This window comes from Streptococcus infantis ATCC 700779, assembly GCF_000187465.1.
Taxonomy (GTDB): Bacteria; Bacillota; Bacilli; order Lactobacillales; family Streptococcaceae; genus Streptococcus; species Streptococcus infantis.
Genome location: NZ_GL732439.1, coordinates 848,107 through 863,944, shown reverse-complemented (window position 1 = coordinate 863,944; position 15,838 = coordinate 848,107). Strand labels below are relative to the sequence as shown.

At 38.7% G+C, this 15,838-nt stretch carries 17 protein-coding genes; 8 read left to right on the top strand and 9 right to left on the bottom strand.

Features of this window, described 5'->3' with window-relative positions:
- Window positions 1-104 precede the first annotated feature (104 nt).
- Window positions 105-743, top strand: coding sequence for a uridine kinase (gene udk / locus HMPREF9423_RS06655; RefSeq protein WP_004253618.1), 639 nt, complete (start codon window positions 105-107; stop codon window positions 741-743).
- 34 nt (window positions 744-777) lie between these two features.
- Here udk and HMPREF9423_RS06650 read toward each other — a convergent pair whose 3' ends face one another.
- Genes HMPREF9423_RS06650 through coaB form a run of 3 tightly spaced genes read right to left on the bottom strand, consistent with a single transcriptional unit; the run spans window position 778 to window position 2,577 of the window.
- Window positions 778-1,341, bottom strand: a complete 564-nt coding sequence (locus HMPREF9423_RS06650; RefSeq protein ID WP_006148569.1) for an ECF transporter S component — start codon at window positions 1,339-1,341, stop codon at window positions 778-780.
- Window positions 1,325-1,876: a phosphopantothenoylcysteine decarboxylase gene (gene coaC, locus HMPREF9423_RS06645; RefSeq protein ID WP_006148568.1), complete on the bottom strand. Its 552-nt coding sequence runs from the start codon at window positions 1,874-1,876 to the stop codon at window positions 1,325-1,327. Before coaC ends, HMPREF9423_RS06650 begins: the two co-directional genes overlap by 17 nt.
- Window positions 1,877-1,890: 14 nt before the next feature.
- Window positions 1,891-2,577 (bottom strand): phosphopantothenate--cysteine ligase, encoded by a 687-nt coding sequence (gene coaB / locus HMPREF9423_RS06640; RefSeq protein ID WP_006148567.1) that lies wholly within the window; start codon window positions 2,575-2,577, stop codon window positions 1,891-1,893.
- A gap of 233 nt (window positions 2,578-2,810) precedes the next feature.
- On the opposite strand from coaB, the gene HMPREF9423_RS06635 reads away from it, so the two are divergent.
- The gene (locus HMPREF9423_RS06635) at window positions 2,811-4,481 is read left to right on the top strand and encodes a formate--tetrahydrofolate ligase (protein WP_006148566.1); all 1,671 of its coding nucleotides are present in this window, start codon (window positions 2,811-2,813) and stop codon (window positions 4,479-4,481) included.
- Window positions 4,482-4,564: 83 nt separating this feature from the next.
- Here HMPREF9423_RS06635 and lysS read toward each other — a convergent pair whose 3' ends face one another.
- The 5 genes from lysS to HMPREF9423_RS06610 all read right to left on the bottom strand — a co-directional run bounded on the left by lysS (window position 4,565) and on the right by HMPREF9423_RS06610 (window position 9,045).
- Complete coding sequence (gene lysS / locus HMPREF9423_RS06630) at window positions 4,565-6,055, bottom strand: lysine--tRNA ligase (RefSeq protein ID WP_006148565.1); 1,491 nt, start codon at window positions 6,053-6,055, stop codon at window positions 4,565-4,567.
- 135 nt (window positions 6,056-6,190) lie between these two features.
- The gene (locus tag HMPREF9423_RS06625; RefSeq protein ID WP_006148564.1) at window positions 6,191-6,814 is read right to left on the bottom strand and encodes a histidine phosphatase family protein; all 624 of its coding nucleotides are present in this window, start codon (window positions 6,812-6,814) and stop codon (window positions 6,191-6,193) included.
- Complete coding sequence (locus HMPREF9423_RS06620) at window positions 6,811-7,296, bottom strand: aminoacyl-tRNA deacylase (RefSeq protein WP_006148563.1); 486 nt, start codon at window positions 7,294-7,296, stop codon at window positions 6,811-6,813. Before HMPREF9423_RS06620 ends, HMPREF9423_RS06625 begins: the two co-directional genes overlap by 4 nt.
- Window positions 7,296-8,138, bottom strand: coding sequence for a DUF368 domain-containing protein (locus HMPREF9423_RS06615; RefSeq protein WP_006148562.1), 843 nt, complete (start codon window positions 8,136-8,138; stop codon window positions 7,296-7,298). Before HMPREF9423_RS06615 ends, HMPREF9423_RS06620 begins: the two co-directional genes overlap by 1 nt.
- Before the next feature lie 106 nt (window positions 8,139-8,244).
- Window positions 8,245-9,045, bottom strand: coding sequence for a glycoside hydrolase family 25 protein (locus tag HMPREF9423_RS06610; RefSeq protein WP_006148561.1), 801 nt, complete (start codon window positions 9,043-9,045; stop codon window positions 8,245-8,247).
- 157 nt (window positions 9,046-9,202) lie between these two features.
- Between HMPREF9423_RS06610 and glmU the strand changes: the two genes are divergently transcribed.
- The 6 genes from glmU (at window position 9,203) to HMPREF9423_RS06580 (ending at window position 14,965) form a co-directional block, all read left to right on the top strand.
- Window positions 9,203-10,582 (top strand): bifunctional UDP-N-acetylglucosamine diphosphorylase/glucosamine-1-phosphate N-acetyltransferase GlmU, encoded by a 1,380-nt coding sequence (gene glmU / locus HMPREF9423_RS06605; protein ID WP_006155830.1) that lies wholly within the window; start codon window positions 9,203-9,205, stop codon window positions 10,580-10,582.
- A gap of 9 nt (window positions 10,583-10,591) precedes the next feature.
- Window positions 10,592-11,137 (top strand): NUDIX hydrolase, encoded by a 546-nt coding sequence (locus tag HMPREF9423_RS06600; protein ID WP_006148559.1) that lies wholly within the window; start codon window positions 10,592-10,594, stop codon window positions 11,135-11,137.
- Between the two features lie 11 nt (window positions 11,138-11,148).
- Window positions 11,149-11,460 (top strand): cell wall synthase accessory phosphoprotein MacP, encoded by a 312-nt coding sequence (macP, locus tag HMPREF9423_RS06595; RefSeq protein WP_006148558.1) that lies wholly within the window; start codon window positions 11,149-11,151, stop codon window positions 11,458-11,460.
- Between the two features lie 10 nt (window positions 11,461-11,470).
- Complete coding sequence (locus HMPREF9423_RS06590; protein WP_006148557.1) at window positions 11,471-12,166, top strand: 5'-methylthioadenosine/adenosylhomocysteine nucleosidase; 696 nt, start codon at window positions 11,471-11,473, stop codon at window positions 12,164-12,166.
- Window positions 12,167-12,286: 120 nt separating this feature from the next.
- Window positions 12,287-14,575 carry a DNA helicase PcrA gene (pcrA, locus tag HMPREF9423_RS06585; protein ID WP_006148556.1) on the top strand — a complete coding sequence of 763 codons (2,289 nt, stop codon included), beginning with the start codon at window positions 12,287-12,289 and terminating at the stop codon, window positions 14,573-14,575.
- A 129-nt stretch (window positions 14,576-14,704) separates the two neighbouring features.
- Window positions 14,705-14,965: a SemiSWEET family transporter gene (locus HMPREF9423_RS06580; RefSeq protein WP_006148555.1), complete on the top strand. Its 261-nt coding sequence runs from the start codon at window positions 14,705-14,707 to the stop codon at window positions 14,963-14,965.
- Between the two features lie 48 nt (window positions 14,966-15,013).
- Here the strand turns inward: HMPREF9423_RS06580 and HMPREF9423_RS06575 are convergent, their stop codons facing one another.
- On the bottom strand, window positions 15,014-15,823 hold the full coding sequence (locus HMPREF9423_RS06575) for a Cof-type HAD-IIB family hydrolase (protein WP_006148554.1): 810 nt from the start codon (window positions 15,821-15,823) through the stop codon (window positions 15,014-15,016).
- Window positions 15,824-15,838: the final 15 nt, after the last annotated feature.

The window sequence follows — 15,838 nt, the reverse complement described above, 5'->3', positions numbered from 1 at the left end:
TAGAACTAAACTACAAGGTTTTTTGTACTATAATTTAAAAAGTCATCCTGTAAAATTTTCTAAAAATATGGTAAAATAGACAAAGGAAAAATACGGAGGCAACTATGCAAAACAGACCAATCATTATCGGAGTAACAGGGGGATCTGGTGGAGGAAAAACCAGTGTTTCTAAAGCGATTTTATCGCATTTTCCCAACGAAAAAATTGCCATGATTGAGCATGATTCCTACTATAAAGATCAATCTCATTTAACTTTTGAGGAGCGTATCAAAACCAACTATGATCATCCTTTTGCTTTTGATACTGATTTGATGATTGCGCAGATCAAAGAATTGTTAGCGGGTCGTCCTGTTGATATTCCTACCTATGATTATGCTGCCCATACAAGAAGCTCGAAAACCTATCGCCAAGAACCTCAAGACGTATTTATAGTGGAAGGAATTTTGGTTTTGGAAGACAAACGTCTTCGTGATTTAATGGATATAAAGATTTTTGTGGACACTGATGATGATGTTCGTATCATCCGTCGTATTAAACGCGATATGGAAGAACGTGGTCGTAGTTTAGACAGCGTCATTGATCAATACCTTGGAGTCGTAAAACCTATGTATCATCAGTTTATTGAGCCTACTAAACGCTATGCTGATATTGTGATACCTGAAGGTGTAACCAATACTGTAGCTATTGATTTACTGACAACAAAGATTGAGAAGATTTTAGAAGAAGCTCGTTTAGCCCAGTAATAATTAAAAAAACTGTATCTCTTGATACAGTTTTTTATTGTTTAATTTTTTCAAGTCTCGGAACAATGACGAGAGTTAAAGCAGCCGAGATAATCAACTCTGCTATCGAATTTGTCGAGATTACAGACGCGAGTAGCAGTTGGATGTCCCCGTTATAAACATTTCCAAAGAGGAAGAAGATACCACCTAAGACAAATACTGTATTAGTGAGTGAGCCAAGTGCACCTGCAAAGATGAGTCCAGCTCTTCCCTTTAGTAGTTTATAGACGAAATAAGGTGTCAAACCGATTAAGATACGAGGAACAATTGCGATTACAACTGAATAGAAGTTACCATTTGGTACAAATGGTGAGAAGAGATAGCTTGTTGGCAGGATTGTGAGAGTATTAACCGTTAAGCTAAGCATTCCCATCAGAAAACCTAAGGTTGCGCCGATTCTTGGTCCGTAGATAATACTTGCAATAATTACTGGAATGTGAACGATGGTTGGTTTGATTGGAAAGGGAAGTACATTAAATAAAATCGAGCTTAGTAAATGAATAACAATCATAATGGCAAAAAAGATAGCGATTGGAGCAATATTAGAGCGTTTGTTCATGAATTTTATCCTTTATTTTTTGTAAAATAGTTTCGAGATCAGCGAGAGCACCACGACCTGTATCCCCACAGGCCAGTAGAGAATCTTTGGGAGAAATAATTGTATAACCATAATCTTCTAAAGTTTTAAGATTAGCTTGGGTCGCAGGGTGGTCATACATCTTTGTGTTCATAGCTGGAGCCAATAGTTTGGGTACAAAGTGTGGCAAAGCAAGAGCAGTAGCAGTCACCATATTGTCAGCAAAACCGTGAGCTAATTTAGCGATTGTATTGGCTGTCGCAGGAACTACGATAAATAAATCTGTTTCTTTTCCTATTTGAATGTGATTCACTTGATCTGGAAAAGGTTCGTGCATGACATCGAGATGTACAGTATTTTGAGATAGTACTTGTAAAGTTAATGGCTGAATGAATTCTGTTGCTGACTGAGTCATAAGAACAGTAACAGAATGCCCCTGTTTTTTTAAAGAACTAACTAGGTCAACTGTCTTGTATGCAGCAATAGATCCTGTAATAGCGAGTGTAATACGGGCCATAAAATCCCTTTCTTTTAGTCATAACTTTTTATTTTCTCGAGGAGTAAATCAGCAATTTCATGTTTACTCATAGCAGTTTGGAAAGAATTTTTTTCAACTAGGTAAGCCTTATGTTGCTCGCTACTAATCTGAGTAAGGTCGTTTGCGACAATTAAATCAGCCTGGTTCTTTTCAAGACTTTCCCGGGCAATTTGAATCAGATGTTCCTGGCTGACATCAACCAGTAATTTAAATCCAATCAGGTGAATGTTAGGATTCCATTCTTTAACCAGAGATATGATTTTTGGATTCTTCTTGAGAAATAGAACCTGGACGTCTTCCTTAGATGAGATTTTTGTTTCCTGATTTTTCTTATCTAAAAACTCTGTTAAATCTTGACTAGATTCAATCTCATCAAAACCAGCCATATAGACAGGAGTGTAATCTGATACAGCCATAGAATGGATTAAGACCTGGTAATCCATAACCTTATCTTTCATGACTTGCAGCAAATCAGCAGTATTTTTAATTTCGATGATTCTCAAGTTTGGATGACTAACTGGCTTAACTGCCTGAAGAGTGGTAATCAAACAAACTTCATGGCCAGCCTTTAGAAGAGTCTCGGTGATAATTTTTCCAAGTTTACCGGAAGAGTGATTGGTAATAGAACGAACTCTATCAATTTTTTCACTTGTACCACCAGAAGTAACTAAAATTTTCATAGAACTATTGTACAAAAAAATGAGCATTAAGTAAAATGAAAGCGATGTAACAAGGGCCGAAAATAGGATGTTAATCCATAGTTAAAATCTATAAAGGCATATAAAAAATTAAATAGAGATAAAGAAAGTCTGTTATTTAGCCATATTCACGAACGTTACTAATCATAATGACTGTTAAAAATCTTGTTTTATGATATAATGAATTAACACATTAGAGGCTAGAGGAGTTTTTTATGAAAACAGATATTGAAATTGCACAGAGTATTGAGTTAAAACCGATCGTTGATGTTGTTGAGAAACTTGGTATTTCATACGATGATTTGGAGTTGTATGGAAAGTACAAGGCTAAACTAAGCTTTGACAAGATTCGTGAGGTTGAGGCAAATCCAGTAGGTAAGTTGATTCTTGTTACAGCTATCAACCCAACGCCAGCAGGTGAAGGAAAATCAACCATTACCATTGGTCTTGCTGATGCTTTGAACAAGATTGGTAAGAAAACTATGATTGCTATCCGCGAACCTTCACTTGGCCCTGTTATGGGTATTAAAGGTGGAGCTGCTGGGGGTGGTTATGCCCAAGTGTTACCAATGGAAGATATCAACCTTCACTTTACTGGTGATATGCACGCTATTACAACTGCAAACAATGCTCTCTCTGCCTTGATTGATAATCACTTGCACCAAGGAAATGAGCTAGGAATTGACCAACGTCGTATTCTTTGGAAACGTGTTGTTGACTTGAATGACCGTGCTCTTCGTCACGTAACTGTTGGTCTTGGTGGTCCACTTAATGGTATTCCACGTGAAGATGGTTTTGATATCACAGTTGCTTCAGAGATCATGGCTATCCTTTGTTTGGCAACTGATATTGAAGATTTGAAACGTCGTTTGGCTAATATCGTCATCGGCTACCGTTATGATCGCACACCAGTTTCAGTTGGTGATTTACAGGTTGAGGGTGCCTTGGCATTGATTTTGAAAGATGCTATTAAACCCAACTTGGTTCAAACAATCTATGGTACACCTGCATTCGTACACGGTGGCCCATTTGCCAATATTGCCCATGGTTGTAACTCTGTTTTGGCGACAAAAACAGCTATTCGTTTAGCTGATTATACTGTAACAGAAGCTGGCTTTGGTGCAGACCTTGGTGCAGAGAAGTTCCTGGATATCAAGACTCCAAACTTGCCAACAGCTCCAAGTGCAGTAGTCATTGTAGCGACTCTTCGTGCCCTTAAAATGAATGGTGGAGTTGCTAAAGATGCTCTGACAGAGGAAAATGTGGAAGCAGTACGTGCTGGATTTGCAAACTTGAGACGCCACGTTGAAAATATTCGTAAGTTCGGTATTCCAGCGGTTGTTGCTATCAATGAATTTGTTTCTGATACAGAAGCTGAAATTGCAGCCTTGAAAGAACTATGTGCTTCAATTGATGTTCCAGTCGAATTGGCTAGCGTATGGGCTGATGGAGCTGAAGGAGGCGTTGCTTTGGCTGAAACTCTTGTCAAAACAATTGACGAAAACCCAGCCAACTACACACGTCTCTATGACAACGACCTTTCTGTTCAAGAAAAAATCGAAAAGATTGTTACTGAAATCTACCGTGGTAGCAAAGTAAACTTCGAAAAGAAAGCTCAAACACAAATTGCACAAATCGTACAAAATGGTTGGGACAAATTGCCAATCTGTATGGCCAAAACTCAATACAGTTTCTCAGATAATCCTAACGCTCTTGGAGCACCTGAAAACTTTGAAATTACTATTCGTGAATTGGTACCTAAGCTGGGTGCAGGCTTTATCGTAGCCCTTACTGGTGATGTCATGACCATGCCTGGACTTCCAAAACGACCTGCCGCTCTCAACATGGATGTTGAAAGTGATGGAACTGTTTTAGGTCTATTCTAATTCAAACACAAAAGACAACCTCTTTGATAAGGTTGTCTTTTTAACTACAAAAAACTCCTAGAAATCATCTAGGAGTTTAGTTTTTATTTCATAGTTGGGAAAAGAAGTACATCACGGATAGTAGTAGTATCAGTGAGTAGCATGCAAAGACGGTCGATACCGATTCCCAAACCACCTGTTGGTGGCATACCATATTCAAGGGCTTCGATGTAGTCGTAGTCAATGCCAGTTGCTTCATCGTCACCAAGTTCTTTGGCTTTGGCTTGGGCTTCAAAGCGGCTAAGCTGATCGATTGGATCATTGAGCTCAGTAAAGGCATTTCCGTATTCCTTGGTCATAATGAATAGCTCGAAGCGATCTGTAAAGCGTTCGTCTTCAGGGTTCTTCTTAGCAAGTGGAGATACTGCTACTGGATGTCCATAAACAAAGGTAGGCTGAATCAAAGTTTCTTCAACAAATTCTTCAAAGAAAGCATTGATGATATGACCAACTTCAGTATAGTGTTTCTCAACTGGAACTTTCTTCTCAGCTGCGATTGCTTTAGCTTCTTCGAAGGTCATGTCTTGCCAGAAATCAACCCCTGTGATTTCCTTAATGGCATCCACCATGTGTACACGTTTAAATGGTTCGTTAAGTTTGATCTCAGTTCCTTGATAGATAACTGGAGCGTCGCCTTTAACAGCTTTTGCAACGTGTTGGATAATACCTTCAGTCAAGTCCATGATATCTTGGAAGTCTGCATAAGCTTGGTAAACCTCGATAGAAGTGAACTCAGGATTGTGTGTAGCATCCATCCCTTCGTTACGGAAGATACGACCAATCTCATACACACGTTCCATACCACCGACGATAAGACGTTTCAAGTGAAGCTCAGTTGCGATACGAAGCACCATGTCAATGTTTTGTGCATTGTGGTGAGTGATAAACGGACGAGCAGCAGCACCACCAGCTTCATTGTGAAGCACAGGTGTTTCAACTTCTAGGAAACCTTTTTGATCAAGATAACGACGAATTTCAGAGATGATTTTTGAGCGAGTAACAAAACGTTCAAAACTTTCACGGTTTGAAATCAAATCAAGGTAACGTTTACGGTAAATAGTTTCAACGTCTGTTAAACCGTGGAATTTTTCTGGAAGCGGACGAAGGGCTTTAGACAAGTGAGTGATGTGTGTAGCCTTAATAGAGAGTTCTCCCATATCGGTACGCATGACTTCACCTTCGACACCAAGAAAGTCTCCGAGGTCGGCTTTCTTAAAGATTTCGTAGTTTTCTTCACCGACAGCATCTTTACGAACGTAGATTTGGATTTGACCTTCACGGTCTTGAAGGTGAGCAAAACCAACTTTACCTTTACCTCGTTTAGTCACCAAGCGTCCAGCGATAGTGGCAGTTTCATTTAGTTCGTGTAGTTGTTCTTTATCTAGCTCAGCAAATTTATCTTTTAGTTCTTGAGAGTTGGCAGTACGTTCAAAACGTTTACCGAAAGGATCAATTCCTTGTTCACGGAGCGCAGCCATTTTTTCGCGACGAACGATTTGCTGGTCATTTAGTTCTTCCATGTGTTCTATTGACATGAGTTCCTCCTAATTTTAATCGAAATTTGAAATAATAAATTAATTTTTCACGATACTCCATTTTATCATAAATAGTCAAGAAATTCACGGATATTCTATAAAAACTAAAAAGAACTTGATTGTTAATATCAAGTTTTATATTTTTTGATAAGAAGTATCGTTCCAAGTCTTTAGAGTAAATCTTTCAAAGTCATCAGTTTCTATAATTGATAGACTTGCATTAGCCAAACCTCCGTCTTTACGAAGCAGAGCTTCCTGATAGCCTATTAGCGTGCGAAGACTTGCAGTAAGGTTTGCTCCATGACCAACAAGTAATAGGTATTCTGCCTTAGAGTTTTTTAAGGACTTGATAAATTGGATGGTGCGCTGAGTTGTAGTGTAGAGTGATTCAGCTTCAAACATGCGAGTATCAAACTTAGCTAAGTTAGTTTTGAAGGCTTGAATTTGCTGAGGGTAGATAGCATTTAAAGTCGCAATTTTTAGACCTTCCAGTTTACCCAGGTGCCATTCTCTGAGTTCAGGAACACTTTCTAAAGGACAAGGATTTGTCAGCTGACTTTGGATAATTTCAGCTGATTTTACAGCTCTCGGTAAATCACTCGAATAGATCTTGTCAAAAGGGATATCTTTAAGATATTGACCGAGTTCCTCTAAGGTATCAATGGATTCAGGGAGAAGTGGTGAATCTCCGCCAGCCCCTTGAAAGCGACCTTCTAGATTCCAGACTGTTCGACCATGACGGACAAAGTAAAGTTTCATGAGTTACTTTCCTCCAAGATATCAACAAAGCTGGCTTTTACAAAGTTTGCCAGATCTTTAGGTGCGATGATGATACTGTGCCCGACCTCGCCAGCAGAGACAATCATTTTTTCCAATTCTAAAGCTGTTTCATCAATAAAAATAGGGTAGTTGTGTTTTTGACGGATACCTACAGGGTTATTAGCTCCATGGATATATCCAGTCGTTTTTTCTAAATCCTTTTGAGGAATCATGGCCACTTTTTTATTTCCAGAAATCTTTGCTAATTTCTTTTCAGAAAGGTGTTCGGTGATAGGGACAATTCCTATTACCGGACCAGTTTTATCACCCAATAATGCTAAGGTCTTAAAGATATGATTTCTATTATAACCAGAAGGAAGTTCTCCTTCTAAAGCATTGATTTGAATGCCTTGATGGTCAACACCTGCCTTAGTCAAAATTTGCTCTACTAAGGTCTTTTTTACTTTAACTTTCTTAGCCATTATTTGTATTTATCCTCCAACTGACTCATCCAAATACCTAACCAAATGCCAAGAGCAAAAAAGAAGGCAACAATCACATAAGACACAAGAGATAAACCACTGTAGTTAATGCTTTCAGCATTACCCGCATTTGGAATCAATATCAAGAGTGTACTTGAAAGAACGATTGCAATGATGAAGTGATAAACACGAGAGTGATACACTCGAAGAGCGTAGTCCATTAATTTTGAAAAAATAATAAGTGTAGCAGCAGCTCCAATTCCTATCGGAAGGAAGGTACCAAATAAATCAAAAGTTTTAAATCCAGTTAACATCGGGGTATAGAGACCTAAAATCAAGAGAAGATTTGAGGGGCTTAATCCTGGAACTAAAATACCTAGAGCAAGAAGAACACCGGCTAGGATAAAACTTGTGAAACTTGCGTTGAGTGAACCAACCACAAAGTTTAAAGCGTAAAGACCAATTCCAGAAACAATAAAGGTCACCCAAAACCAGATAAGATCGACTTTGTCTCTTTCAGAATCTTGAGTAGCCTCTTTTACAAGACTAGGGACTGTACCAATAATAGCACCCGCAAAACTCCATAAAACATAAACTTGATAATGCTCTAGTAAGTACTCAATTGGATAAGAAAATAGACCAATACCTAGTAACATACCGATAGCAACAGGTAAGAAATAAAGAATATCTTCTTTTAGGTTTTTAAATGGATGGGCAAGAAAACGAATCATTCTCTCATAAATACCTAAAATAGCTGCCAAGACTCCACCAGAAATACCAGGCAAGATAAATCCTAGCGCAATAACAATTCCTTTAATCATTTTTGAAATCCAAGATAACATAAACTCTCTCCATATTTATTCTCTAAAATTCTCTTCTTGTATTATATCACAAAGTAAGAGAAATAAAAAAAGCAAGCAGAAGTAATATCTTGCTTGCTGAATGAAATTAAGGTTTTAAAAATAGTTTTCTAAACGTCTCTTCCTTATCTTTTGACAAAGAAATAAGATTTAGGTCTAGATGATGTTCAAATCCAACCAGTTTACCCTTTGAGGTGTATTGATGAAGATCAAAGTCAAGGTCTGTATTTGGTGAACTTTCAAAGTAGCCCGAATCAGGTCCGTAGGAAGGAATCCAAATAGGTGAAAACTTATCTGTGCTGATGCTATGCTCTTCCATGAAGTAAACTCCGATGTAGATACCGATGTTTTTAGCACCTAGAGATTCTAGTTTAGCACGGAAAGCTTCAACCCCTTTATTCATGTCTGACATGGTTTTTTCTTCGACATCTAACCAATAGTAACTTGGATTGTATGGGGAAGCTGAATTGTAGAATGCTTCAGCAGCCTTTTCCATATCCTCTACACTTTTTCCAGATACATAGGCATAGACAGCAACTGGAACATTTCTCTTTTGAAACTCAACGATATGACTTTTATAAGCTTTATCTGTTCCATTCGTATAAGATGCATCGTTCTCAGTAGTAATCTGGTTTCCTCCGTGGACTCGAACAATAGCACCAGAGATATTTTTAGATAAAATATCATAATTAATCTCTGACGGTCTTTGCCAACCAGAGATATCGATGATAGGCTTATCCAAGTTATGTAGAGCTTGTGTTTCTATTTGAACTGGATTTTGTTTGGTTTTTACAGGATGTTCTTCGAATCGTGGACGATTGAGAATCAAGAGTCCTATAAAAGCAGCAAATATAATAACTATAAAAGCTGGACGAATTTTTTTTCTCATACTCCTATAGTTTATCGTAATTTGTGAAAAAAATCAAAAAATATACTCAAAACGGAGTAGTGACAGTCATTAGCGTGATGTTGAGGTCAACAAATTTGTGTATCGTGAAGTAAATTGTGGTATAATGATAAAGAATTTCTATAGAAAAGAGAAAAATATGGCAAATTATGCAATTATTTTAGCAGCGGGTAAAGGTACCCGTATGAAATCAGATCTACCTAAAGTTATGCACAAGGTTGCGGGAATTTCAATGCTTGAGCATGTTTTTCGTAGCGTGGGCGCAATTAATCCCGAAAAAACAGTTACTGTAATCGGGCATAAGGCTGAACTTGTAGAGCAAGTTTTAGCAGGACAGACTGATTTTGTGAGACAAACTGAGCAATTAGGTACTGGTCATGCGGTTATGATGGCCGAACCAATTCTTGAGGGTCTTTCTGGACAAACATTGGTTATTGCAGGTGATACACCATTAATCACGGGTGAAAGTTTGAAAAACTTGATTGATTTTCATGTGAACCACAAGAACGTAGCCACTATCCTTACCGCAGAAGCTGAAGATCCATTTGGTTATGGACGTATTGTTCGTAACGATAATGCTGAAGTACTAAGAATTGTTGAACAAAAAGATGCGACTGATTTTGAAAAGCAAATCAAAGAAATCAATACAGGAACGTATGTTTTTGATAATGCACGTCTCTTTGAAGCTCTTAAAAACATCAATACCAACAACGCTCAAGGTGAATACTATATCACGGATGTGATTGGAATATTCCGTGAAGCTGGAGAAAAAGTAGGAGCTTATACTCTTAAAGACTTTGATGAAAGTCTTGGAGTAAATGACCGTGTAGCGCTCGCTACAGCAGAAGCTGTTATGCGTCGTCGTATTAACCAAGCTCACATGGTTAATGGCGTTAGTTTTGTAAATCCAGAAGCGACTTATATTGATGTGGATGTTGAAATTGCTCCAGATGTACAAATTGAAGCTAATGTAACCCTCAAAGGTTCTAGTAAGATTGGTGCTGAAACTATTTTGACGAATGGAACTTATATTGTCGATAGTACTATCGGTTCAGGTGCAGTGATTACCAACTCTATGATTGAGGAGAGCACAGTTGCTGATGGTGTTACAGTCGGACCTTACGCTCATATTCGTCCAGGTTCTAGCCTGGCAAAAGATGTTCATATTGGAAACTTTGTTGAGGTGAAAGGTTCTAGCATTGGAGAAAATACAAAAGCTGGCCATTTAACATACATTGGTAATTGTGAAGTTGGCAGTGACGTCAACTTTGGTGCTGGTACTATAACAGTGAACTATGATGGGAAAAATAAATTCAAGACAGTTATCGGCAACAATGTCTTTGTTGGTTCTAATTCAACCATCATCGCTCCTGTTGAACTAGGAGATAACTCTCTTGTTGGCGCAGGTTCAACCATTACTAAAGACGTGCCTGCTGATGCTATTGCCATCGGTCGTGGCCGCCAAGTTAACAAAGACGAATATGCAACTCATCTCCCTCACCATCCTAAAAACAAATAGGAGCTAACCATGGAATTTGAAGAGAAAACACTCAGCCGTAGAGAAATCTATAAAGGTCCTATTTTTAAATTGGTCCAAGATCAGGTTGAACTTCCTAATGGAAAAGGGACAGCTCAACGTGATTTGATTTTCCATAATGGTGCAGTATGTGTTCTTGCAGTTACTCCAGAAAATAAGATTGTTCTAGTCAAGCAATATCGCAAGGCGATTGAAAAAGTTTCTGTTGAAATTCCTGCAGGAAAACTAGAAATTGGAGAAAACGCTGATCCTGAAGCGGCAGCCCTTCGCGAATTGGAAGAAGAAGCTGCCTACACTGGAAAACTAACTCTTTTGTATGATTTCTATTCTGCTATTGGTTTCTGTAATGAGCGATTAAAACTTTATTTGGCAAGTGATTTGACAAAGGTTAATAATCCACGTCCACAGGATGAAGATGAAACTTTAGAATTACTTGAAGTTAGTCTTGAAGAAGCAAAAGCACTGATCCAGTCTGGTGATATCTGTGATGCCAAGACTATCATGGCTATCCAGTACTGGGAATTACAAGAAAAATAGGGGAGGAACCTATGGGAAAACCTTTATTAACAGACGAAATAATCGAGCGTGCAAAACGTGGTGAAGATATCTCTGGTCCTACTTTAGTAGATGATCAAGAAACAAAGATTTTATCCACTTCATCTCAACATTATAGAGCTTCACGTTCAAGTGACCATGGTTTTAGTCAAGATACCCTAACGATTGAGGTTGAACCACAAATCCATAAAAGTCGTCGAATTGAAAATACTAAGAGAAATGTTTTTAACTCAAAACTGAATAAGATTCTATTTGCTGTTATTCTTCTCTTGATTTTGCTAGTGTTAGCAATGAGATTTATTTAAGGGGAATGTCATGAAAATTGGAATTATAGCAGCTATGCCAGAAGAGCTAGTTTATCTGATTCAACATTTAGAAAACGCTCAAGAAGAGACGGTATTAGGAAATCAGTATCATACGGGTAAAATTGGTTCAGTCGAGCTTGTCTTGGTCGAGAGTGGAATTGGTAAAGTTATGTCTGCTATGAGTGTAGCAATCTTAGCTAACCACTTTAAAGTAGATGCTGTTATCAACACTGGTTCAGCTGGAGCTTTGGCAGAAGGAATCGAAGTTGGAGATGTAGTGATTGCTGATAATCTAGCTTATCATGATGTTGATGTGACTGCTTTTGGTTATGAATACGGTCAAATGGCCCAACAACCACTCTATTTCGAATCTGACAAGAAGTTTGTTAGTTTGATTCAAGAGAGTTTGTCTAAACTTAGCCAAAAATGGCATTTAGGGTTGATAGCGACCGGTGATAGTTTTATTGCGGGTGAAGATAAGATTAAAGCTATAAAAGAACATTTTCCTCAGGTGCTTGCGGTTGAGATGGAAGGAGCGGCTATCGCTCAAGCAGCTCACGCGCTTAATCTACCATTCTTGGTTGTTCGTGCCATGAGTGATAATGCTAACCACGAAGCTTCTATTACATTTGATGAATTTATCGTAGAAGCAGGACGCCGATCGGCTCAAGCCTTGTTGACACTTTTACAATCTATTCATGATTAAAATAAAAAGAACACTTGTTAGTGTTCTTTTTTAGGAAAAAAAGAAGCTTGTCCCTGATAGAGTTATTTTCAGTCTTTTTTGATATAATAGAAACATTGATTTGAAGAATAGGAAGAGAAAATGAACCCTTTATTAAACGGTATGAATGACCGACAGGCTGAAGCGGTCCAAACAACAGAAGGTCCACTGCTGATCATGGCGGGGGCTGGTTCTGGTAAGACACGAGTTTTGACCCATCGTATTGCCTACTTAATTGATGAAAAGATGGTTAATCCTTGGAATATTTTAGCCATTACCTTTACCAATAAGGCTGCTCGTGAAATGAAAGAACGTGCCTACGGGCTCAATCCAGCTACACAGGACTGTTTGATAGCGACCTTTCACTCTATGTGCGTTCGTATCTTACGTCGTGATGCGGATCATATTGGTTACAATCGCAACTTTACCATCATCGATCCAGGTGAGCAGCGAACATTGATGAAACGCATTCTCAAGCAGTTAAACTTGGATCCTAAAAAGTGGAATGAACGCTCTATTTTAGGGACCATTTCTAATGCTAAGAATGATCTAATTGACGATGTTGCTTATGCTGCACAAGCAGGAGATTTATATACAAACATTGTCGCTAAGTGTTATGATGCCTATCAAAAGGAACTCCGTCAGTCTGAGTCAGTTGACTTTGATGATTTGATTATGTTGACCTTGCGTCTCTTTGATCAAAATCCCGATGTCTTGACTTACTATCAGCAAAAATTCCAATATATCCATGTTGATGAGTATCAAGATACTAACCATGCCCAGTACCAACTGGTCAAACTGTTGGCTTCTCGCTTTAAAAATATCTGTGTTGTTGGGGATGCGGACCAGTCTATCTACGGATGGCGTGGTGCTGATATGCAAAATATCCTTGATTTTGAAAAGGACTATCCTCAAGCCAAGGTTGTTTTATTGGAGGAAAACTATCGCTCAACCAAAACCATTCTCCAAGCAGCTAATGATGTCATCAAAAACAATAAAAATCGTCGTCCTAAGAATCTATGGACTCAAAATGCAGATGGCGAACAAATTATTTACTACCGAGCTAACGATGAACAGGATGAGGCTGTTTTTGTAGCCAAAACCATCGATGAACTTGGTCGTAATCAAAACTTCCTTCATAAAGACTTCGCAGTTCTTTATCGTACCAATGCCCAGTCACGTACGATCGAGGAAGCTCTGCTCAAGTCTAATATTCCTTATACCATGGTTGGTGGAACGAAATTCTACAGCCGTAAGGAAATTCGTGATATCATTGCTTACCTCAATCTCATTGCCAACCTAAGTGATAATATCAGTTTTGAGCGTATCATCAATGAACCAAAGCGTGGAATTGGCCCAGGTACTGTTGAGAAGATTCGTGATTTTGCTAATTTGCAAGAAATGTCCATGCTAGATGCTTCAGCCAATATCATGTTATCAGGAATTAAGGGTAAGGCAGCTCAGTCGATCTGGGATTTTGCCAATATGATACTGGATTTACGGGAGCAACTGGACCAATTAACCATTACAGAGTTGGTTGAGGCTGTCCTTGAAAAAACAGGTTATGTCGATATTCTTAATGCTCAGGCAACCTTGGAAAGCAAGGCGCGGGTTGAAAATATCGAAGAGTTCCTATCTGTTACCAAGAACTTTGACGACAATCCTGATAGTCAAGAAGAAGAAACAGGTTTGGACAAACTGAGTCGTTTCTTAAATGATCTTGCCTTGATTGCCGACACTGACTCTGGCAGTCAGGAGACATCAGAGGTTACCTTGATGACCCTCCATGCAGCGAAAGGACTAGAGTTTCCGGTTGTCTTTATCATCGGGATGGAGGAGAATGTCTTTCCTCTTAGTCGTGCCTCTGAAGATCCAGATGAATTGGAAGAAGAACGTCGTTTGGCCTATGTAGGAATCACTCGCGCCGAGAAAATTCTCTATCTAACCAACGCCAACTCTCGCTTACTATTCGGTAAGACTAACTATAACCGTCCGACACGATTTATCAATGAAATTAGTTCAGATTTGTTGACCTATCAAGGTTTGGCTCGTCCTGCTAATACAAGCTTTAAAGCATCTTACAGTAGTGGTGGTACTACATTTGGGCAAGGAATGAGTCTGGCACAGGCTCTTCAAGAACGAAAACGGAATACTGCGCCTACATCGATCCAATCAAGTGGCTTACCATTTGGACAATTTGCATCTACTAGTAAATCGTCTTCCAGTGAAACTAGCTGGTCTATCGGTGATATTGCCCTTCATAAAAAATGGGGTCAAGGGACTGTCCTTGAAGTATCGGGTAGTGGAGCTACACAGGAACTAAAAATCAACTTCCCAGAAGTCGGTTTGAAAAAACTTTTGGCCAGTGTTGCACCGATTGAGAAAAAGTAAGTTTCTAAACGAATAAGATTCCCTTATCACAAGATTGTGATAATTTACAAGTTTTTAACAAATAGCTTTTTAAACTTCACTATCTTAAAAAACAGTGTATAATTGAGACTGTTTTTGAAAGGAGAAAAAATGACTGAAAAACAAATGAAAACTTTAGGTTGGATTGCAACCTTTATGTCTGTAATGATGTATGTTTCTTATATTCCTCAAATTATGAATAACCTTGCTGGTCAAAAAGGGAATTTTATCCAACCAGCAGTAGCTGCACTTAACTGCAGTCTTTGGGTTTACTACGGTCTCTTTAAAAAAGAACGTGATATTCCTTTGGCAGCAGCTAATGCACCAGGTATCATTTTTGGACTTATCACCGCTTTGACAGCAATATTCTAAAAATAAAAAGCAATTAGCAGAGTTATCTGTTAGTTGCTTTTTATATATCTAAAAAATATATTTCTCAATAGCGCGTGCAACACCATTTTCTTCATTGCTGGCAGTTACGGCATCAGCAAGAGATTTGACGTGGTCGCTGGCATTTCCCATGGCGATCCCCAGCCCAGCAAACTCTAACATCTCAATGTCGTTATTGGCATCACCCATAGCCATGATTTCAGAAGGTTGGATATCTAAAATCTCAGCCAAACGAGAAAGAGCAGATGCCTTGGTTGTACCGAGTGGCATTGCTTCATAGATAACTGGTTGAGATCGAACACCGCTAAATCTCTGACAAAGTTCATCAGCAAATCGTTGTTCAAAGTCATCCGTTTGTTCTTTTGTCCCTAAAAACATTCCCTGGAACATACGATATTTACCACTAGTAGCTTCTTCCAGTGAGATTTCAGTCAGGTCAGCAAAGACAAGTGTGGCATCATATTGAACAATAGGATTTGGTTTGCCTCCAAGAACGAAGTAGTGGTCTTCATCAAAGAGAGTCAACTGAACCTCACTCTTTTCAGCAAGGTCATTGAGGTATTCGATGTCAGATTTGCTAAGTTCTCGCCAATCGACAAGGCTCCAGTCGCTGGTTTGGTGGGTAGAACAACCATTATTGACAATAACATATTCATTTTGCAAATCAAGACCGAGTTTCTTGTAGTAGGGAAGAACCCCAAAGAGAGGTCGTCCAGTACAGAGAACTAGTTTGACACCTTTTTCGATAGCCTTATGAATGGCATCAATATGAGCTTGAGGAATTTCCTTGGCTTCGTTTAGAAGAGTACCATCCATATCTAGGGCAAGTAATTTAATCATAGTCTTTCCTTTTCT